The sequence below is a fragment of the Streptomyces sp. NRRL S-37 genome (assembly GCF_000721605.1).
Classification (GTDB): domain Bacteria; phylum Actinomycetota; class Actinomycetes; order Streptomycetales; family Streptomycetaceae; genus Streptomyces.
This window is the reverse complement of the sequence record NZ_JOIZ01000045.1, coordinates 1-18,166: the sequence shown is the minus strand read 5'-3', so window position 1 is coordinate 18,166 and position 18,166 is coordinate 1. Positions and strand designations below refer to the sequence as shown.

Sequence of the window (18,166 nt, the reverse complement as noted above, 5' to 3'; positions counted from 1 at the left end):
AGAGCCGGATGACCGGGAAACCGTCATGTCCGGTTCGGCGGGAGGCCGCGCGGAACAGGACCTGCCACGGCAGGAACCTCACCGTGCGGCCGACCCAACGTCGTGGCTGTCCGGCTACCGCCGCTTGAGCCCTCGCTACGAACGCGATCCCCGCAACTACCTGGCCTTTCTCGGCCTCGCCGCCGCCCTGTGCTGCTACAAGCGACTCATCCGCCTCACCACGTAGGACACGGTCTAATACTGCAACGGTGCTTGTGCTGATTGCTGACCAGTTCAGGGACTGTGTCCGCGTCGCTTGTAGTGACTGACGCGGGCCTGGTGCTGACGTCGTCGTCGCCAGGTCGACCAGTGCAGGATGTGGTCGACCGGGGTGGGCCGGCGGTCGGTGAGTCGGGTGATCAGCCGTCGTATCTCGGCGAGGCTGAGGTGGATGAGCTAGGAGGATCCGTTTCTGCTTTGTCCGTATCCAACTGGCGGGCGCGCAGGACGGTCAGGCAGGCGTGGGTGGCCATGGCCAGGGTCATGTGGCGGTGCCAGCCGGGATAGCGGCGGACCTGGTAGTCGTCCAGGCCGCATTCCTGCTTGGCGGTCTGGAAGCATTCCTCGACCGCCCAGCGGCTGCCCGCGATGCGGATCAGCTCGTCCAGGGTGGTGCCGGCGGGGCAGTAGGCGATGGAGTAGGAGATCTCCTCGGGCCTGCTGACGCTGCGGCGGGCGAGACCCCAGTGCCGGCGGTCCTCGCGGCGGACCATCGCTTTGGCCATGGCCACCTTCGTGGTGAAGCCGACCGTGTCGTCGATGCCCGCCCGACGGCAGCGGTCCCGGTCGTCCGTCCAGGAGGTGGGCAGATACAACCTGCGGTCGATCAGGGTGCGTCCGCGGCTGGTGGCGTAGGCGAGGAACACGCCGATCTGGCTGTTCTCGGTGCGTCCGGCGGTGCCGGAGTGCTGCCGCTGGACACCGGCCGAGCGGACGTGACCACATGCTCGACGAGCTCAAGCGGGACGTCGAGCGTGGCAGGGTGAGGAACCGACAGGGCCCTCTTCGGCCGCCTGTGTGTTGAGTGGGATCACCACGCCAACGACGAGGGGCCCTGCCTCGTCACCGCACCCGTTGACCAGCCCATTTCACCCGCCAGCACAGGATGAAAGAGGCTCACTGAGAGGCTTTTCAGACGCCCTCCAGCGTGGGGGGCGTATCCGTACTTCTGACGAGGTTACGCCGCACCTGGTCGAGATAAGGAAGTGCGGCGAGTACCTCCATGCCGTCGACGCCGAAATCTACCAGTGAGGCAACTTCGTCCACGCCGGCAGCCTCAAGGCGCTCGGCGAATGCGGTGCACTTTTCGACCGAGCCGAACAGGGCCGAGGTGAGGAAGTAGCGCTGGAAAGCCAGTCTGGCCAGGTGTTCCGGATCTCCTTCTTGGAGTTCCGGCCATTGCCCCTTCCACAGGTCGATGGAGGAGAGGAGGTAGTTGATGAACGGTTTGCGTACGGTCCTTCTCACCGTGCTGTCGCTCTCTCCAGCGAAAGTGTGCAGCATCAGTGTTACTTTTCCTGAGGCAGGATCGTGACCGTGCTCTCGCCGGGCAGTTCTGTAGTGCCTGATGTTCTCGGTCAGTTCCTCCGGGGTCTGGAAGAGCAGAGCCGTGAGGACGTTCAGGCCGCGCGCACCCGCCTGGGTGAAGGACTGCCTGCTGGAGGTACAGGTGAACCACAGGTCCAGTTGCGGCTGGACGGGGCGGGGGTAGGACAGCGTCTCGGTGGGAGTGCCTTCCCCGTTCTCCCGCAGCACCGTCTTGCCGGCCCACAGGTCCTTGACCGTCTCGATCGCGTCGAACGTGTATTCCCTACGGTTCGCGTACCGGTCCGGAGCCAGTACGAAGTCGTTCGGATTCCATCCCGAGGCGAAGGCCAGATCGACTCGGCCGTAGGAAAGGTTGTCGACGAAGGACCAGTCCTCGACCACCGTCAGCGGATCGTGCAGCGGCAGGACCACGCTGCCTGCTCGTAGCCTGACGTTGCGAGTTCTGCTCGCGAGCGCGGCGGCGGCAAGTGCGGGGTTCGGGTACGCCCCGCCGAAGGGGTGGAAATGCCTTTCCGGAATCCAGAGCGCCGCGAAACCGTTCGCGTCGGCGAATTCGGCAGTCTTGATCAGTAGTTCGTACTCCTGGGGGGGATCCTTCGCTTCACGGTTCGCAAAGTACAGCAGGCTGAATTCCACGACTAATCCAATCCGGATCTATTGGCGATGCTTTATGTGTCGGCACTCCCCAGAACGATGACTGCATTGTGTCCTCCGAAGCCGAAGGAGTTGCTGACGGCGACAGACACAGGCGTATGCCTGGAAGCACCGTGGACAATGTCGATCTCGGGGATGTCGGCACCCGCGGCCTGGAAATTGGCGGTGGGTGGGACGACACCGTGTTTGATGGACAGAGCGGTGAACGCTGCCTCGACCGCCCCGGCTGCGCCGAGCATATGGCCCGTCACGCCCTTGGTGGAGGTGACCGCCGCTCGCTGCCCGAAGAGGCGCTCGATGACACGGGCCTCGATGGCGTCGCCCTGGGGCGTGCTGGTCGCGTGAGCGTTGACGAGCATGACGTCCGCAGGGCGCACCGCGGCGTCGTCGAGAGCCTTCTCCAGAGCGAGCTGAGCGCCCTGGCCATCGGGTCGGGGCGCGGTGAGGTGGTGGGCGTCCGAGGATTCACCGTAGCCCAGCACCTGTGCGTAGGCGCTTCGCCCTCGCGCCCTGGCATGTGCCGCGCGTTCCAGGACGAGCACGGCGGCGCCCTCTCCGAGCACGAAACCGTCGCGATCCTGGTCGAATGGCCGGGAGGCGAGCTCTGGGGCGTCACGGCGTCGGGAGAGCGCCTTCAGCCGATCGAACGCGATCGACACCAGGGGCGAGATCGTGGCCTCGGTGCCGCCGGCCAGGACCACGTCGCAACGACCCGCGCGGAGTTGGTCGAGGGCGAGGCCCAACGCCGAGGTACCGGTGGAACAGGCGGTGGCCAGGCTGAGTGAGGGGCCGTGCAGGCCGAACTCCATGGACACGGTGGCGGCGGCGATGTTGCCGATGGCCTTCGGGATGGTGAGGGGGTTGACCGCGCGTGCCCCCCTGGTGTGCAGCCGCTCGCCCTGTTCCTGCCAGGTGCCGAGGCCGGCGACGCCGGTGCCCAGCAGAACCCCGGTTCTGGCGGGGTCCGCCTGGCTGCCGGCCAGTTGGGCGTCGGCGTATGCCTCGCGGGCCGCGGCGAGGGCGTACTGCGTGAAGGGATCCATGCGGCGGGCCTCGACACCGATCAGCCTGTCCGAGTCGAATCCGGTGACAGGGCAGCCGAAGTCCACGGGGGCGCCCGTGAGCCTGGGATCGGTGGAGCCTGTCGGCTGCCCCTCGCAGGTCGTCTCCCAGGAGGTGGCCGTGTCGACGCCTGCGGGTGTGACCATTCCGATACCGGTGATCACCACAGCCGGAGGTCTGGATCGGTCGGATCTCATGCCGGTATGACCGCGCCGTGAGCTTCCAGGAGCGCGGCCAGTTCGGCCACGGTGGTCGCGGCGCTGAGCTGCTCCTCGTCGACGGGCACGTCGAGTTCGTCCTCCAGGTGTGCACTGAGCTCGGCCAGAGAGAGCGAGTCCACCTCGAGCTCCAGGAACGACTTCTCCGGATCGATCGTCCCGGGAACCTTGTAGACGGTGTTGAGGAGCGTCGTGAGGTACTCGACGTACATGGGTGTGTTCCTCTCACTCAGATATATGAATTCACGGCTGTCCGCTGTTGCCGGATCGGTGCGGTCCATACCCAGGTGAGTTCGGCGCACTGAAGGCGGCAAGCGCGGGGCGGTTGCCGGGTTTCAGTCCGCCGGCGGCCGGCGCGTCGGGAAATATGAATCAGGACCGCGCCGCCGACGAGGAAAGTATCCGTAACGCCGACGGCGATCAAGCTTGCGGTGCGCCGGACTCCACCGCGGACGGCGGGGATGTCAAATCCCCACGGGACACGGAGGCCAACTGCCGCGACCACGCAGTTGAACGCCGAGACACACGGGCCGACGGGAGCGCCGGCTGTTCGCCCCTGCTCATCGCCCGCTCCAGACGGGTTCGCGGCGCTCCGCGAACGCCCGCGGGCCTTCGACGGCATCCGCGCTGTGCCTGCGGCGCTGTTCCCAGGTGAACGGTGTGGTGAAGGCTTCGGGCAGTGGCATGTCCAGGGAGCGCATCACGGCTTCCTTGACGGCACGCAAGGCCAGGGGAGCGCTGCGCTGCAGAGCGTCGGTCCATGCCGCGACGGCGGCGTCGAGATCTTCCTCCGGCACCACCTCGTTCACCAGGCCGAGGCGCAGCGCCTCGGACGCACTCATCCGGCGGCCGGTCAGCAGGTAGCCCATCGCGGTCTTGAGGGGAATCTGCCGTGCCAGCCGGAACGCCCCTCCGGCGCCTGGCACAAGGCCGAGGGTCACCTCGGGGAGGGCGAAGACCGAGTGGTCGGAGGCGATGATGAGATCGCAGGCCAGGGCGAGTTCGAAGCCCCCGCCGAGTGCGTAGCCGTTCACGCGGGCGACGACCGGTTTGGACAGGGCGAACCGCTCGGTCAGACGGGGCCAGCCCGGCTGACCACGGCTGCCGAACGTCGACGCGGGCACCCCCTGCCGGTCCAGCTCGGCCCGCTCCCGCAGGTCCTGCCCGACGGAGAAGGACCTGTCGCCCGCACCCGTCAGCACGACGAGCCGCACCTCGTCATCGGCCTCGACGTCGTCCCAGACATCGGCCAGCTGCTCATGGGTCCGCAGATTCATCGCGTTGAGCACCGCGGGCCGGTTGAGCGTCACGTAGGCGACATGACCCTTCTTCTCATACAGAACCTCGGGCCCTTCTGCGTCGGCCACCGATCCGACACCCCCTTTTTTCCCGTGTGCGAATGAAGCATTGGAGATCCGGATCGATGTGCGCATGACTTTGTGTAAGAAGGAGAAAACGCAGGTCATCATTACCGCCTCCGCTTCGCAATGGGCAAGAACGACCGTGTTCAACTGGCGCGTTGCCGCACTTGAACCCTGCCGGACACTGTTCAAGCACTTCCTGGCGTATTGATCATCTCCGGTGCTCCCGCCATAGTGCTGCTTGTAGCGCTCGGGTGGTCTGCGGGACGCGGCGTGCCGACAGGTCCGGCTTCCGTGCTTCCTCTGTGGTCTCCGTGGCCCAGTGTTCCGCCGGCAGGTGCTGGCATTTCGCACTGCCCGGGGCGAACCATCCCGTGGAATCTCGAGGAGAGGTGGGCAGATGTCGGACGAACCGCTGTTTCTGCGTTCCAAGGCCATAGTGGAGCCGCTGGTCGACAGATTCTTCGCCTGGCCGCACACACTGGCGCCCGTCCAGGCAGCGATGAATCTGGCTTTCCTGCAAGTGCCGCTGCTTGAATCGTATTTGCAGTCTCCCAAGGTCCACGTTGCCGCGAGCAACAACCCGGAGCTCCGTGGCGGTTATTTCATCAATATCCCGGAGGAGCGCGCCGACGAGGTGCGTGACCTGCTGGCGGCCATCAAGCGGGACCGGGCCGAAATGCTGGCCTTCGCCCAGGCGATCTCCGCGGGGCAGGAGATCCTCAGGACCAATGCGACCGGGTTCGACCTGACGCCGCTGTACCCGAAGCTGCCGACCGAGCTCAACGGCCTGGTGGAGCTGGCGTACGACACGGACAACCAGGCGCAGATGCGCTTCATGGAGCCGCTGGTCTACAAGAACGCCGGCCTCTACAGCGAAGCGCGCCAGTCGGTGCAGCTGTCCCTCGAGCCGGGTTACGAGCGTCCCTTCATTCTGAGCACCCCGCGGTTGCCGTCGCCGGACGTGCTCGAACTGCCGCTGCCGTTCCGGCACGAGGGCCTCGAGCAGCTGTTCAAGGCACGCGTGAATCCGACGACCCTGGCGCAGCTGCGAGAGGCGCTGGAGCTCGACGACACGCAGGCGAAGCAGCTGTCGGGGCTGCTGTCCGACCGACCGAGCCTGTCGCCGGACCGGCACATCGAGTCGGGTGGCCGCATCCGCTACTTCGGGCACGCGTGCCTGGTGCTGCAGACGCCCGAAGCCGCGATCGTGACCGACCCGTTCATCAGCGCCGACAGCACGGCCGGCGACCGGTACACCCTGGACGACCTGCCGGACTTCATCGACCTGGTGCTGATCACACACGGGCACCAGGACCACATCGTTCTCGAGACGATGCTCCAGCTGCGCGGGCGCGTGGGCGCCGTCGTGGTGCCGCGTTCCTCTCGTGGCAACCTCTGCGACCCGTCCATGGCGCTGATGCTCAAGCACCAGGGCTTCCCGGTCATCGAGGTCGACGACTTCGACGAGGTCGAGTTCCCGGGCGGCAAGGTCACGGCCACGCCGTTCCTGGGCGAGCACTGCGACCTCGACATCCGTGCCAAGTCGACGTACTGGGCGGAACTCGCCGGCAAGAAGGTCTACATCGGCGCCGACTCCTCCGGGATCGACCCGACGCTGTACCGCTACATCAAGGAGCACCTGGGAACGGCCGACATCGCGTTCCTCGGCATGGAGTGCGACGGAGCGCCGCTGACGTGGCTGTACAAGGCGCTGCTGACCATTCCGATCTCCAGGAAGATGAGTTCGTCCCGGAAGCTGTCGGGCTCGAACGCGGAGCAGGCCGCCGCCATCATGACAGAGCTCGGTGCCCGTGAGGCGTATGTGTACGCCATGGGTGAGGAGCCCTGGCTCGGTCACGTCATGGCGACGACGTACAACGAGGACACGTACCAGATCAAGCAGATCGAAGAGTTCATGACCTGGTGCAAGGAGCGCGACATCAAGGCCGGCCACCTGTACGGCCAGCAGGAATGGCGCTGGTAGTCGGACGCCGTTCCACCCGTCCCTACGACCGAGGAGGGCGACCGGACCGGTCGCCCTCCTCCTGGGAGGCACTCCCGTGGCCGCGACCCGGCTGAAGAAGGAGGAGCTGCACACCAGCGTCTCCGACCCGGTGCTCGACACCATGAACTTTCTGAACGAGATCACTCACCGCTATCCCGAGACGATCTCGTTCGCTCCGGGACGCCCGTACGACGGCTTCTTCGACGTTGAGCAGATCTTCACCCACATCCGCCGGTACCTGCGGCATCTGCACGAGCAGGGGGCCTCGCCCGCCGAGGTCCGGGACGCCCTTTTCCAGTACGGCCCGACCAGCGGCCGCATCCGCGGACTGATCGCCGACTCGTTGGGCAAGGACGAGAACATCCACGTGCCGTCCGAGGCCGTCGTGGTCACGGTGGGTTGCCAGGAAGCGATGTTCCTCGCTCTGCGCGCACTCATTCCGACGCCCGCGGACGTACTGCTGGTGTCCAGCCCCTGCTACCCCGGAATCACCGGTGCGGCCCGCGTGCTCGGCGTCGAGCCGACCCCCGTCCTGGAGCGGGCCGACGGCTTCCACTGCGCGGACCTGGAGGCGGCGCTCACGGCGGAGCGCGCTCGTGGCAGGCGTCCTCGCGTGTTCTATGTGATGCCCGACCATGCCAATCCGTCGGGCAGCACCATGCCGCTGCAAGAACGGCACGCGCTGCTGGAACTGGCCGCCCGCGAGGACATTCTCCTGCTGGAGGACAGCCCCTACCGGCTCGTCAGCCCCGGACGGCAGCTGCCGACTCTCAAGTCCCTCGACCGTGATCGGCGCGTCGTCCACCTCGGCTCCTACTCCAAGACCCTGTTCCCCGGCGCCCGGGTGGGATTCGTGGTCGCTGACCAGCCCGTCGTCGACCGCCACGGGAACGCGGGCGTGCTGGCCGACGAGCTCACCAGACTCAAGAGCATGGTCACGGTGAACACCTCCCCACTGGCCCAGGCCGCCGTGGGCGGCATGCTGCTCGCCGCTGACGGAAGGCCGTCAGAACTCAACGTGGAGACCTCCGCCCACTACGGCGCCGCCATGAAGGCCGTGCTCAGGGAGCTCGGCGCACACTTCCCCGAGCGGGACCGGGCGGCACTGGGCGTGCGCTGGAACGAGCCCGGCGGCGGATTCTTCCTCGGCCTCGACGTCCCCTTCCCCGCCGACAACGCGGCACTGGTGCGCTCCGCGGAGGAGCACGGTGTCATCTGGACCCCCATGTCCTACTTCCATCCTCGGAACGGCGGAGAGCACAGTCTCCGGCTTTCGATCAGTTATCTCACCCACGACGACATCGTCGAGGGCATCGCCCGGCTCGCGCGCTTCATCAGGGCCGAGGCTTCGGGGCGCGGCTGACCCGCGCCCCACCGTCCGTGTCCACCGTCCACCGGAAAGGGATCAGGGTGTTGGCAGCGCAGTCCCGCAACCGCAGTAAGCCCCGTATGTGGGGGTGGAAGTATCGATGACCATCGACCTGACCAGCCCCGGCACCGGCGTCCTGGACGCCGTGGACCCCGGTCGTGGCAAGTCCCTCGGCGCCGCCCGGATCGCCGGCGTCGCCACCGCCACCACCGAGCACTCCTACACACAGCGTGAGGTGCTCGACCTCTTCGCCATCACGGACCCCAAGGTCCGCTCGGTGTTCCTCAACAGCGCGATCGAACGCCGCTTCCTCACTCTTCCGCCACGGGACGCCGACGGCGCCCTGAGCAGCGAGGCCCAGGGAGAGCTCCTCGCCAAGCACAAAGCCCTCGCCCTCGACATGGGCGGCCGCGCCGTACGCGCCGCGCTGGACAACGTCGGGCTCGACGTCACCGACGTCGACTACCTCTGCTGCACCACCACTACCGGCTTCCTCACTCCCGGCCTGAGCGCCCACCTCATCCGCGAGCTGGGCATCCCGACGAGGACCAGCCGGGTCGACGTCGTCGGCATGGGCTGCAACGCCGGGCTCAACGCTCTCAACGCGACGGCGAGTTGGGCCATGAGCAACCCCGGCAAGGCAGCCGTCATGCTGTGCACGGAAGCCTGCTCGGCCGCCTACGTCATCGACGACACCCTGCGCACCGCCGTCGTGAACAGTCTCTTCGGCGACGGTGCCGCCGCCATCGTCCTGATGGCCGACGCCCCCGACACCTCCTACGCCCCGGCCGACGTGCCCGCCGGCCCTGGCGGGCCCCGGATCCTGGGTTTCGCCAGCCACCTGATCCCCGACGCCATCGGCGCCATGCGGTACGACTGGGACGACGAGCAGGGGAAGTTCAGCTTCTATCTGGACCCCCATGTCCCCTACGTGGTCGGCGCCAACGCAGAACAGGTCGTCGACCGCCTCCTGAACGGTGCCGGACTGCGCCGCAGCGAGATCAGTCACTGGCTGGTCCACTCCGGCGGCAAGAAGGTCATCGACGCGGTCCGCGTCAATCTCGGCCTCACCCGCCACGACGTACGGCACACCACCGGGGTGCTGCGCGACTACGGAAACCTGTCGAGCGGATCATTCCTGTTCTCCTACGAACGGCTGCTCCAGGAAGGGGCTGCCCAGTCCGGCGACTACGGCGTTCTGATGACCATGGGCCCCGGCTCGACGATCGAGACAGCGCTGGTGCAGTGGTGAACAACGAGCAGATGAACGGTGTCATGAACACTATCTCCGAGAACGACGCGCGGCCCGAGGCCGACGACCTGGTCCTGCGGATCGATGGAACCAAGCCCCTGTCGGACGACATCCTCGCGGCTGTCACCGCCATCTGCGACCGGACGGAGGACGGCGGCGGACGGGGCCATGTGACCGTCCACGTCTCCGGCGCCCCGGCCGCACCATGGACCGACGCCCTGACGCTGGCCCGGGTCAACAAGTGGGAGCGCGCGCTGCGGAGGCTGGAGCGCCTGCCCGCCGCCACCCTCGCGGTCGCCGACGGTGAGTGCGGCGGTCTCGCCCTCGACGCGCTGCTTGCCACCGACTACCGCATCGCCACCGGATCCGTCCGGCTGACGATGCCCACGGCCGACGGCACCCTGTGGCCGGGCATGGCCCTGTACCGGCTCGCCAACCACTCGGCGAGCACCGCGGCGATCCGCCGGGCCCTGCTCTTCGGCGTCCCCATCGAGGCCACCGAAGCGCTGGGTCTGCATCTGATCGACGAGGTCAGCGACGACGTCGCGGGCAGCCTGGCCAGAATCACCGGGCGCACCACCGGCCTCGCCGGCAGCGACCTCGCGATCCGCCGCCAGCTGATGTTCGACGCCGCCAACACGGGATTCGAAGAGGCCCTCGGCAGCCATCTGGCGGCCTGCGACCTCACCCTGCGGCGATCCGCAAAGGAGGTGGCGGCGTGACGTTCGCCGACGACCTACGCGCCGTACGGGCAGGGCTGGACCACGCCCGTACGGTCATCGCCCGGGCGGCGCGGCACACTGACGACGTTCTGCGTGCGCTGCCCGCACCGGAGCACCGTTCACCGGAGCAGCATGCCGACGCCCGAGCGGTGATCGACGCCACCCGCACGCTGCGCGCCACGTTCCTCATGGCCCACGTGGACGCCGTCTACGACGAACTCACCTCGGGCCGCACCCGGCACCTGCGGGTGACGGAACTCGCCCACGCCACCGCAGCGGCCTTCCCCGGCCTCGTGCCGACCGACGAACAACTGGCCGACGAGCGGGCCCGTCCGCAGGCCCACAAGGAGGGTCTCGAGGTCGACCAAGGCATCTTCCTGCAGCACGTCCTGCGCTCCCCGCAGGCAGGGCCGCACCTGCTCGACGCGATGCTGCGCCCCACCCCTCGAGCCCTGGAGCTGCTCCCCGAGTTCAGCCGCACCGGCAAAGCCGAACTCGCCTCCGTACGTGTGGAACGCACCGGGACCGTGGCCCGCCTCACCCTGTGCCGCGAGGACTCGCTGAACGCGGAGGACAACCAGCAGGTCGACGACATGGAGACCGCCGTCGACCTCGCCCTCCTGGACCCGGCCGTGGAAGTCGGCCTGGTCCGCGGAGGCGAGATGACCCACCCCCGCTACCAGGGGCGACGCGTCTTCAGCGCGGGCATCAACCTGAAGACGCTGCACCGCGGCGGCATCTCCCTGACCGACTTCCTGCTGCGCCGTGAGCTCGGCTACATACACAAGCTGGTGCGCGGCGTCCTCACCGACGACGACTCGGCCTGGCGGTCCCGCACCATCGAGAAGCCATGGATCGGCGTGGTCGACGCCTTCGCGATCGGCGGCGGCTGCCAGCTGCTGTTCGCCTTCGACCATGTGATCGCCGCCGCGGACGCCTACCTCTCCCTGCCCGCCGCGCAGGAGGGGATCATCCCCGGAGTCGCCAACTACCGCCTGACGCGGGCGGTCGGCCCCCGTCTCTCCCGCCAGATCATCCTGGAGGGCAGGCGCATCTTCGCTCGCGAACCCGACGCCCGGCTGCTGATCGACGAGGTCCATGACCACGGCGACCTGGATGCGGCCGTGGAGCGCGCCGTCGAACGCTTCCAGGGGTCCGCGGTCCTCGCCAACCGGCGGATGCTCAACTTCGCCGAGGAGCCGCTGGAGTCGTTCCGCCAGTACATGGCCGAATTCGCCCTTCAGCAGTCGCTGCGCCTGTACAGCGCCGACGTGATCGACAAGGTCGGACGTTTCTCCACGGCCTCGACGACCGGTTCGCACACGCCCGTCCAGGAGAAGTGACCACACTGATGACAGCCGTGACCGCCCCGGTTCCCGACAGGGAACCGGGGCGGTCGCTTGAGCGGAGGGCGGCCGGCCGTGGGAGGGAGACACTCACGCCGCGGTCAGCTTGACGGGCATCCGGTCCGGCCCGTTCACCACGATCGAATCCAGCAGCTTCGGCTCGCCGTCGAGTTCCACCCGGATCGAACGGTTCAGCAACTCCGCGTACAGCAGGCGCAGTTCGACCTTGGCCAGCATGCTGCCGAGACAGAAGTGCTCACCGAAGCCCAGGGCGAGGTGCCGGTTGGGCTTCCGCGTGATGTCGAACCGGTCCGCGTCCTCGAAGACCCGCTCGTCGCGGTTGGCCGAGGGCAGCCAGAAGGTGACCCGGTCGCCGACCTCGACCTGGCGACCGTGGATCTCCACCGGCCGCCTCGCCGTACGCATGATGTGCGTGGCGGTGGAGGTCCAGCGGAGGATCTCCTCGACGGCCGGCTGCAGCAGCGCCGGGTCCTCCGAGAGACGTTGCCACTGCTCGGGGTGGTCCAGCAGCGCCAGCATGCCTCCGGCGGCGGCGATGCGCGTGTTCTCGGTGCCGCCGACGAGCAGGTTGTTGCAGTTGAGGATGATGTCCTCGGCGTCGAGGGGTTCCCCGTCGATGCTGCCTGTGGCCAGCACGCTCACCAGGTCGTCGGTCGGATCGGCCGCCTTCTCCGCCTGCAGTTCCTCGAAGTAGCCCAGGATCTCCAGGTGGGCGAACCTGCGGGCGGCCGGGTCACCGGCGCCGAAAGCCCGGCTCGTCAGGGTGTGGAGATGCTCCCAGTCGGACTCCGGAACCCCCATCATCTTGCAGATCACGTACAGCGGGACGCGTGCGGCGATGTCTGCCACGAAGTCGCAGTCGCCGCGCTCCAGGGCGGCGTCGACCACGGTGCGCGCCACGTCGTTCATCTCGGCCTCGAGCTCGCGCACCGACCGCACCGCGAACCACGAGTCGACCAGAGCGCGTAGCTGGCGGTGCCGGGGCGCATCGGTGAGGGCAAGGGTGCGCCCGCCGCCGGGATCGGCACCGTGGTCGGTCGGCCGCAGCAGGATTCCCTGCGCCGAGCTGAAGGTCTCCGAGTCCCGATAGGCCGTGCGCACGTCTTCGTACCGTGTCAGTGCCCAGAAGCCTGGGAGCTCTGTGGGCGGATGCCAGTACATGGGCTCGTTGTCGCGCAGCCATCGCCACTGCACGAACGGGTCGCCATGAGAATAGAGTTCGGGGTCCACCAGGTTGATTTCCGGCTGCTCGGCCGGCTCACTGCGCATGCGGGCGCCTCACAGGTCTTCTTGATCCTCGGAACGGAAATGAATGTGCGATCGAGGAGTCGGGAATGCGCCGGGAAGTGGTGAGCGAGTGTGTTTTCTCGACAGCGGCGCGGATGATATTCCTTCAGGCGGATGCCACGCTGTCACGAGCTTTCGCAAGTCGTCAAGATCGTCGGCCCTCGGCTGTTCAACTGCCGCAAGACCACAGTTGAACTACCCGTCCAAACCACGCAGTCGCAGGTCGCAGGGTGTGTCTGCCCTGAATGTTCGAGGCGTTGAGCAACGGCATGGCTCTGAGCCATAGTGGATCACCACCGTGAGTCGTGATGTCCCGTGAGGTGGCGTGGCGGCAGGTGGATTCCGGGACCGCGCCCTTCGGCGCGGCAAGCAGCCGCCCTATAAGCGTCGGCCGGCCGGAAATGTGGTTGGTGAAAACCCGCCGACCATGCGTCCATGTCATTGCCCAGAGAGGACAACGTGATGACGAATCCGTTCGACGATCCCGATGCCAACTACCTGGTCCTTGTGAACGAAGAGGGCCAGCACTCGCTCTGGCCGGTGTTCGTCGACGTACCCGACGGCTGGGAGAAGGTATTCGGCGAGGCTCCGCGCCAGGAGTGCCTCGACTACGTCGAGAAGTCCTGGACCGACATGCGCCCCAAGAGCCTGATCGCGGCCATGGAAGGCAAGTAGTCCCTCACGGGCTACGGCCCCCGGGACCGGCGCCCAACCGGTCCCGGGCGTGAGCCGTCGGCAGTTCGACCGGAGCACCACGCTCCGTCTTTCGCTCCCGGCGAGGTCGTGACGGTCCCGTCGGCCCCCCAAGTGCCTGGCCAGGACGCAGATCCAGCGGTAACCGCCAGGCTCGAGCCTTGACCCAGAGGGCTGGGCGGTAATGCGGTACGCCCTGAGGAAGGCGGGCCCTGCTGCTCCAGTCGATGACGCGAACCGATTGGAGTATGCGGGAATGGCTACATCCGAGGCTGAGCTCCGGGAACTGATGGCTGGTCAGCTGGCGGTGTGGTACGCGCAGCAGGTCGCTCCCGACAACCGCGGCTTCCACACCGCGGAATACCTGGAGATCCGCGGCACGGCGAAGCTGGAACTCCTGGTGGAAGCCGCACGGCGCCGGCTCCAGGAGGCCGAGAGTCTCCGCCTGCGCATCCGCGTCATCGACGGAACCCCTCGGCAATACGTGCACGACGAGCGGGACTACCCCGTCCAGGTCGTCGACCTGAGCGGCGAGCCGGACCCGCGCGCGGCGGCTGAGCAGTGGATGCACGCCGACCTGCGCCGGCCGATGGATCTCGTCGGTGGCCCGCTGTCCTCCCAGGCCGTCATCAAGCTGGACGAGAACCTGCACTTCTGGTACGCCCGAGTTCACCAGCTCGCCATGGACGGCATGGGCGCCGCGGTGCTCGCCGCCCGAGGCGCCGAGATCTACACGGCTCTCCTCCAGGACCGGGACCTGACCGAGGGCGCCCTCGAGCCGCTCTCCGTACTCCTCGACGGCGAACGCGCCTATCGCTCGTCCCCCGAGATCGAGCAGGACCGGCAGTACTGGAACGACGCTCTCGCCGGCCTGTCCGACGACACCCTCGCCGGCACCGCTCGCGCAGGCCGACGCGCCCAGCATGCCCCCGTCCGCGCCGCGGACGGCCTCGGTGAGCACGAGGCCGCAGCCCTGAAGGCGGCCGCGCGCGGACTGAAGACCAACCTCGCCGGCCTGCTGATCTCCGCTGCGGCCGTCTACGAACACCGGGTCACCGGAGCCCGTGACGTGGTCATCGGCGTCTTCGTCCGAGGACGGTCGGGCCACCGCGAGGCCGGCGTCCCCGGCATGACCTCCAACGTCCTTCCGATCCGCGTCACCTTCGACCCCTGGACCACGGTGGCCGACGTGGTCCGGCAGACCTCCCGCGCGGTCCGCGAAGGCCTGCGCCACGGGCGCTACCGCCACGAGGAGATCCTCCGCGACCTGAAGATGGTCGACCGTGTCCTGTGCGGTCTGCACATCAACGTCATGGCGTTCGACTACGACCTGCACTTCGGTGATCTTCCCGTCACCGCGCACAACCTCGCGACCGGCCCCGTCGACGGCGTCCGGATCGACGTCTACGACCGCTCCGGCCTTCAGGTCAACGTCGACGCGAACCCGAACCTCCACGACGCGGCGTCCACCGCCGACGTGCTGCGACGCTTCCTGCACGTCGTGCGCGGGCTCATCGCCGTACCCGCCACGGAACCTGTCGGGCGGACCGACCTGATGGACGAGGCCGAGCGGCGGCGGGTGCTCGTGGACTGGAACGACACGGCGGTTGACGGGCCGGTGTCTTCGCTTCCCGAGCTGTTCGAGGCGCAGGTGGCGCGCACGCCGGATGCGATCGCGGTGGCGTGCGAGGGATCCGAGGTGTCGTACGCGGAACTGGATGCGCGTGCGAACCGCCTGGCGCGGCTGCTGGCCGGCCGAGGCGTAGGCCCGGAGTCCGTGGTCTCGGTGTGTCTCGACCGCGGTGTCGATCTCGTGGTGGCGCTCCTCGGCGTGTGGAAAGCGGGGGCCGCGTATCTGCCGGTCGACCCGGAGTACCCCGCCGAGCGCATCGCGTTCACCCTGACCGACGCAGGCGTGGCGGCTGTCCTCACGGCCACGGGGCTGACCGGCCGCCTGGAGGACTTCCAGAAAACGGCCGGCGCCGTGCCGGTGGTCGCGCTGGACGATCCGACGGTCATCGCCGAGATGGCAGGACTCGGCAACGGGCCCTTGGCCGTGGCCGGGCGGCCGGCCCCGGCACACCCGGCGTACGTGATCTACACCTCGGGGTCCACCGGCCGCCCCAAGGGCGTGGTGGTCGAGCACCGGTCCCTGGTGAACTTCCTGGACTCCATGCAGCGGCGCTTCGCGCTGGCCGAGGACGACCGGCTGCTCGCCGTCACCACGATCGGCTTCGACATCGCCGGACTGGAGCTCTACCTGCCGCTGCTGAACGGCGCACGCGTCATCCTCGCGACGTCGAACGCCGTACGCGACCCGCGGGAGCTGCGCGCGCTGATGCGGTCGTCCGGGGCGACGGTGGTCCAGGCCACGCCGAGTCTGTGGCACGCCCTGCTGTCCGAGTCCGGTGACACGGACGTTCTGGCCGGGGTGCGCGCGCTGGTCGGCGGCGAGGCGCTGCCGGGCGACCTGGCGCGCCGTCTGATGGCGTGCACGGCGTCGGTGACCAATCTGTACGGCCCGACCGAAACCACCATCTGGTCCACCGCCGCGGAGGTCGGAACGGCCTCCGGCGGGGTGTCGTCGATCGGTGCCCCGATCGGGAACACGCAGGTCTACGTCCTGGACGGGACGCTGGCTCCGGTACCCGCCGGAGTGCCGGGCGAGCTGTTCATCGCCGGCGCGGGCCTGGCCCGTGGCTACCTGGGCCGGGCGGGGCTGACGGTGGAGCGCTTCGTGGCCTGCCCGTTCGGCGGGCCGGGCGAGCGGATGTACCGCACCGGAGACCTGGTCCGCTGGACGGCGGAGGGCGCCCTCGAGTTCATCGGGCGCGCGGACGACCAGGTGAAGGTGCGCGGCTTCCGGATCGAGCTGGGAGAGATCGAGGCCGTTGCCGCCGCGCACGCGGCAGTCGACCGGGCCGCGGTCGTCGTACGCGAAGACGTTCCCGGTGACAAGCGCCTGGTGGCGTACGTCGTGCCCACCGACCAGGAGTCCGACCACGCTGCCCTCGCCGACGCGGTACGGGACACCGCCGTCGAGTCCCTGCCCCACTACATGGTTCCGTCGGCGGTGGTGATCCTCGAGGCGCTGCCGCTGACCCCGAACGGGAAGCTGGACCGCAAGGCCCTGCCGGCTCCCGAGTACGCGACCGGTTCCGGCCGTGGTCCCGCCACGGTCCGCGAAGAGATCCTGTGCGCCGCGTTCGCCGAGGTCCTCGGCGTGGACGGAGTCGGTGTCGACGACAGAGATGCTGCCGCTGGTGGACCTGACCGCCGAGGAGGTCGAGCGGGTCGTCGCCACCGTCGAGGGCGGCGCGGCGAACGTCGCCGACATCTACCCCCTCACCCCGCTCCAGGAGGGTCTGCTCTTCCATCACCTCCTCGCCGACGGCGGCGAGGACGCCTACGTGACGTCGACGGCGATGCGGTTCGACTCACGTGAGCGTCTGGACGCATTCGTGCGCGCACTGCGGACAGTGGTCGAACGGCACGACGTCTTCCGCACCTCAGTGGTGTGGGAGGGCCTTCGAGTACCCGTGCAGGTGGTCCAGCGGCAGGTCCAACTGCCGGTCGAGGAAGTCGGGTTGGACGCACGGGCAGCGGACCCCGTGCAAGAGCTCCTGGCCAGGGGCGGTCGGTCCATGGACCTGAGACAGGCCCCTCTGGTCCGGGTCCACGTCGCCGCGGAACCCGGTGGTGACCGGTGGCTGGCACTGATGCGCCTGCACCACATCATCGAGGACCACACAGCGCTGGAGATCCTCATCGGCGAGGTGGAGGCCCTTCTCACCGGGCGCGGCGCGGAACTTCCGGAGCCCCTGCCGTTCCGCGGACTGGCCGTACGAGCACGTGCCGAGATAGAGAGCGGGAAGCACGAGCGCTTCTTCGCCGACCTGCTCGGTGACGTCGACGAGCCCACCGCGCCGTACGGCCTGATGGACGCGCGCAAGGACGGCATGGACTCGGCCGAGGAACTTGTCGGCCTGCCACCGGAGCTGACCGAGCGGATCCGTGGGGTGGCCCGTCGCCTGGGAGCGACGGCCGCGACCGTCTTCCACGTGGCGTGGGCGCGTGTGCTGGCGACGGTGAGCGGCCGGGACGACGTGGTGTTCGGAACCGTCCTGTCCGGGCGCATGAACTCCGGTGCCGGCGTGGACCGGGTGGCGGGCCCGTTCATCAACACCCTTCCGGTGCGGATGCGGATGGAGGAGACCACCGCTCTTTCGGCGGTCGCGGCCATGCGCGACCAGCTGGTGGGTCTGCTGGAGCACGAGCACGCGCCGCTGGCGCTGGCGCAGCAGGCCAGCGGTGTGGCGGGGGACACCCCCCTGTTCACCTCGATGCTCAACTACCGCCCGAACAACGGCCTCAACCGTGAGACCACTGATCTCTTCGACGGGGTCGAGCTGGCGTTCTTCCGGGAGCGGACCAACTACCCGCTGTCCGTCGCCGTCGACGACGACGGCACCAAGATCACCCTGGTCGTCGACGCGGTTGCTCCGGTTGATCCGGAGGCGGTGGCGGTGTTGGTGGTCACGGCTGTGGAGAGCCTGGTGACGGCGTTGGAGGGGGCTTTGGACGGT

General features: G+C 68.2%; 13 protein-coding genes and 2 pseudogenes. 9 read left to right on the top strand and 6 right to left on the bottom strand.

The window, feature by feature from the left end:
- Positions 1-226: pseudogene (locus IH50_RS43005) on the top strand (hypothetical protein); the annotation flags it as partial.
- 172 nt (positions 227-398) lie between these two features.
- Here IH50_RS43005 and IH50_RS0136160 read toward each other — a convergent pair.
- The 5 genes and pseudogenes from IH50_RS0136160 to dpgD form a co-directional block, all read right to left on the bottom strand.
- A pseudogene (locus IH50_RS0136160) lies at positions 399-971 on the bottom strand (transposase); the annotation flags it as partial.
- 199 nt (positions 972-1,170) lie between these two features.
- The gene (locus IH50_RS0136155) at positions 1,171-2,223 is read right to left on the bottom strand and encodes a MupA/Atu3671 family FMN-dependent luciferase-like monooxygenase (RefSeq protein WP_037873529.1); all 1,053 of its coding nucleotides are present in this window, start codon (positions 2,221-2,223) and stop codon (positions 1,171-1,173) included.
- Between the two features lie 32 nt (positions 2,224-2,255).
- On the bottom strand, positions 2,256-3,470 hold the full coding sequence (locus IH50_RS0136150) for a beta-ketoacyl-[acyl-carrier-protein] synthase family protein (protein WP_324617169.1): 1,215 nt from the start codon (positions 3,468-3,470) through the stop codon (positions 2,256-2,258).
- Positions 3,471-3,496: 26 nt separating this feature from the next.
- A complete protein-coding gene (locus tag IH50_RS0136145; RefSeq protein WP_030872538.1) occupies positions 3,497-3,733 on the bottom strand; it encodes an acyl carrier protein in 237 nt (78 codons plus the stop codon).
- A 348-nt stretch (positions 3,734-4,081) separates the two neighbouring features.
- Complete coding sequence (gene dpgD, locus IH50_RS0136140) at positions 4,082-5,074, bottom strand: enoyl-CoA-hydratase DpgD (RefSeq protein WP_324617168.1); 993 nt, start codon at positions 5,072-5,074, stop codon at positions 4,082-4,084.
- 208 nt (positions 5,075-5,282) lie between these two features.
- On the opposite strand from dpgD, the gene IH50_RS0136135 reads away from it, so the two are divergent.
- From IH50_RS0136135 to dpgC, 5 genes are all read left to right on the top strand, one after another.
- Positions 5,283-6,869, top strand: coding sequence for an MBL fold metallo-hydrolase (locus tag IH50_RS0136135; protein ID WP_030872533.1), 1,587 nt, complete (start codon positions 5,283-5,285; stop codon positions 6,867-6,869).
- Between the two features lie 76 nt (positions 6,870-6,945).
- Complete coding sequence (locus IH50_RS0136130; protein WP_037873527.1) at positions 6,946-8,253, top strand: PLP-dependent aminotransferase family protein; 1,308 nt, start codon at positions 6,946-6,948, stop codon at positions 8,251-8,253.
- Between the two features lie 106 nt (positions 8,254-8,359).
- On the top strand, positions 8,360-9,511 hold the full coding sequence (dpgA, locus tag IH50_RS0136125) for a 3,5-dihydroxyphenylacetyl-CoA synthase DpgA (RefSeq protein WP_030872529.1): 1,152 nt from the start codon (positions 8,360-8,362) through the stop codon (positions 9,509-9,511).
- Between the two features lie 23 nt (positions 9,512-9,534).
- On the top strand, positions 9,535-10,233 hold the full coding sequence (gene dpgB, locus IH50_RS0136120) for an enoyl-CoA-hydratase DpgB (RefSeq protein ID WP_037873537.1): 699 nt from the start codon (positions 9,535-9,537) through the stop codon (positions 10,231-10,233).
- Positions 10,230-11,576 (top strand): (3,5-dihydroxyphenyl)acetyl-CoA 1,2-dioxygenase DpgC, encoded by a 1,347-nt coding sequence (dpgC, locus tag IH50_RS0136115; protein WP_051767591.1) that lies wholly within the window; start codon positions 10,230-10,232, stop codon positions 11,574-11,576. Before dpgB ends, dpgC begins: the two co-directional genes overlap by 4 nt.
- 93 nt (positions 11,577-11,669) lie before the next feature.
- On the opposite strand, the gene IH50_RS0136110 is transcribed toward dpgC, so the two are convergent.
- Positions 11,670-12,869: a cytochrome P450 gene (locus tag IH50_RS0136110; protein ID WP_030872520.1), complete on the bottom strand. Its 1,200-nt coding sequence runs from the start codon at positions 12,867-12,869 to the stop codon at positions 11,670-11,672.
- Between the two features lie 480 nt (positions 12,870-13,349).
- Between IH50_RS0136110 and IH50_RS0136105 the strand changes: the two genes are divergently transcribed.
- From IH50_RS0136105 to IH50_RS43000, 3 genes are all read left to right on the top strand, one after another.
- A complete protein-coding gene (locus IH50_RS0136105; protein WP_030872517.1) occupies positions 13,350-13,562 on the top strand; it encodes an MbtH family protein in 213 nt (70 codons plus the stop codon).
- A gap of 274 nt (positions 13,563-13,836) precedes the next feature.
- The gene (locus tag IH50_RS0136100) at positions 13,837-17,025 is read left to right on the top strand and encodes an amino acid adenylation domain-containing protein (protein ID WP_158801409.1); all 3,189 of its coding nucleotides are present in this window, start codon (positions 13,837-13,839) and stop codon (positions 17,023-17,025) included.
- On the top strand, positions 16,916-18,166 hold a 1,251-nt coding region (locus IH50_RS43000; protein ID WP_234328324.1), incomplete at its 3' end, for a condensation domain-containing protein. The genes IH50_RS0136100 and IH50_RS43000, both read left to right, overlap by 110 nt.

Bases quoted from the DNA above. Each gene is read 5' to 3' on its own strand.
- IH50_RS0136145 (WP_030872538.1), bottom strand. From the start codon at position 3,733: ATGTACGTCGAGTACCTCACGACGCTCCTCAACACCGTCTACAAGGTT.
- IH50_RS0136135 (WP_030872533.1), top strand. From the start codon at position 5,283: ATGTCGGACGAACCGCTGTTTCTGCGTTCCAAGGCCATAGTGGAGCCG.
- dpgA (WP_030872529.1), top strand. From the start codon at position 8,360: ATGACCATCGACCTGACCAGCCCCGGCACCGGCGTCCTGGACGCCGTG.
- dpgB (WP_037873537.1), top strand. From the start codon at position 9,535: ATGAACACTATCTCCGAGAACGACGCGCGGCCCGAGGCCGACGACCTG.
- IH50_RS0136110 (WP_030872520.1), bottom strand. From the start codon at position 12,869: ATGCGCAGTGAGCCGGCCGAGCAGCCGGAAATCAACCTGGTGGACCCC.
- IH50_RS0136105 (WP_030872517.1), top strand. From the start codon at position 13,350: ATGACGAATCCGTTCGACGATCCCGATGCCAACTACCTGGTCCTTGTG.
- IH50_RS0136100 (WP_158801409.1), top strand. From the start codon at position 13,837: ATGGCTACATCCGAGGCTGAGCTCCGGGAACTGATGGCTGGTCAGCTG.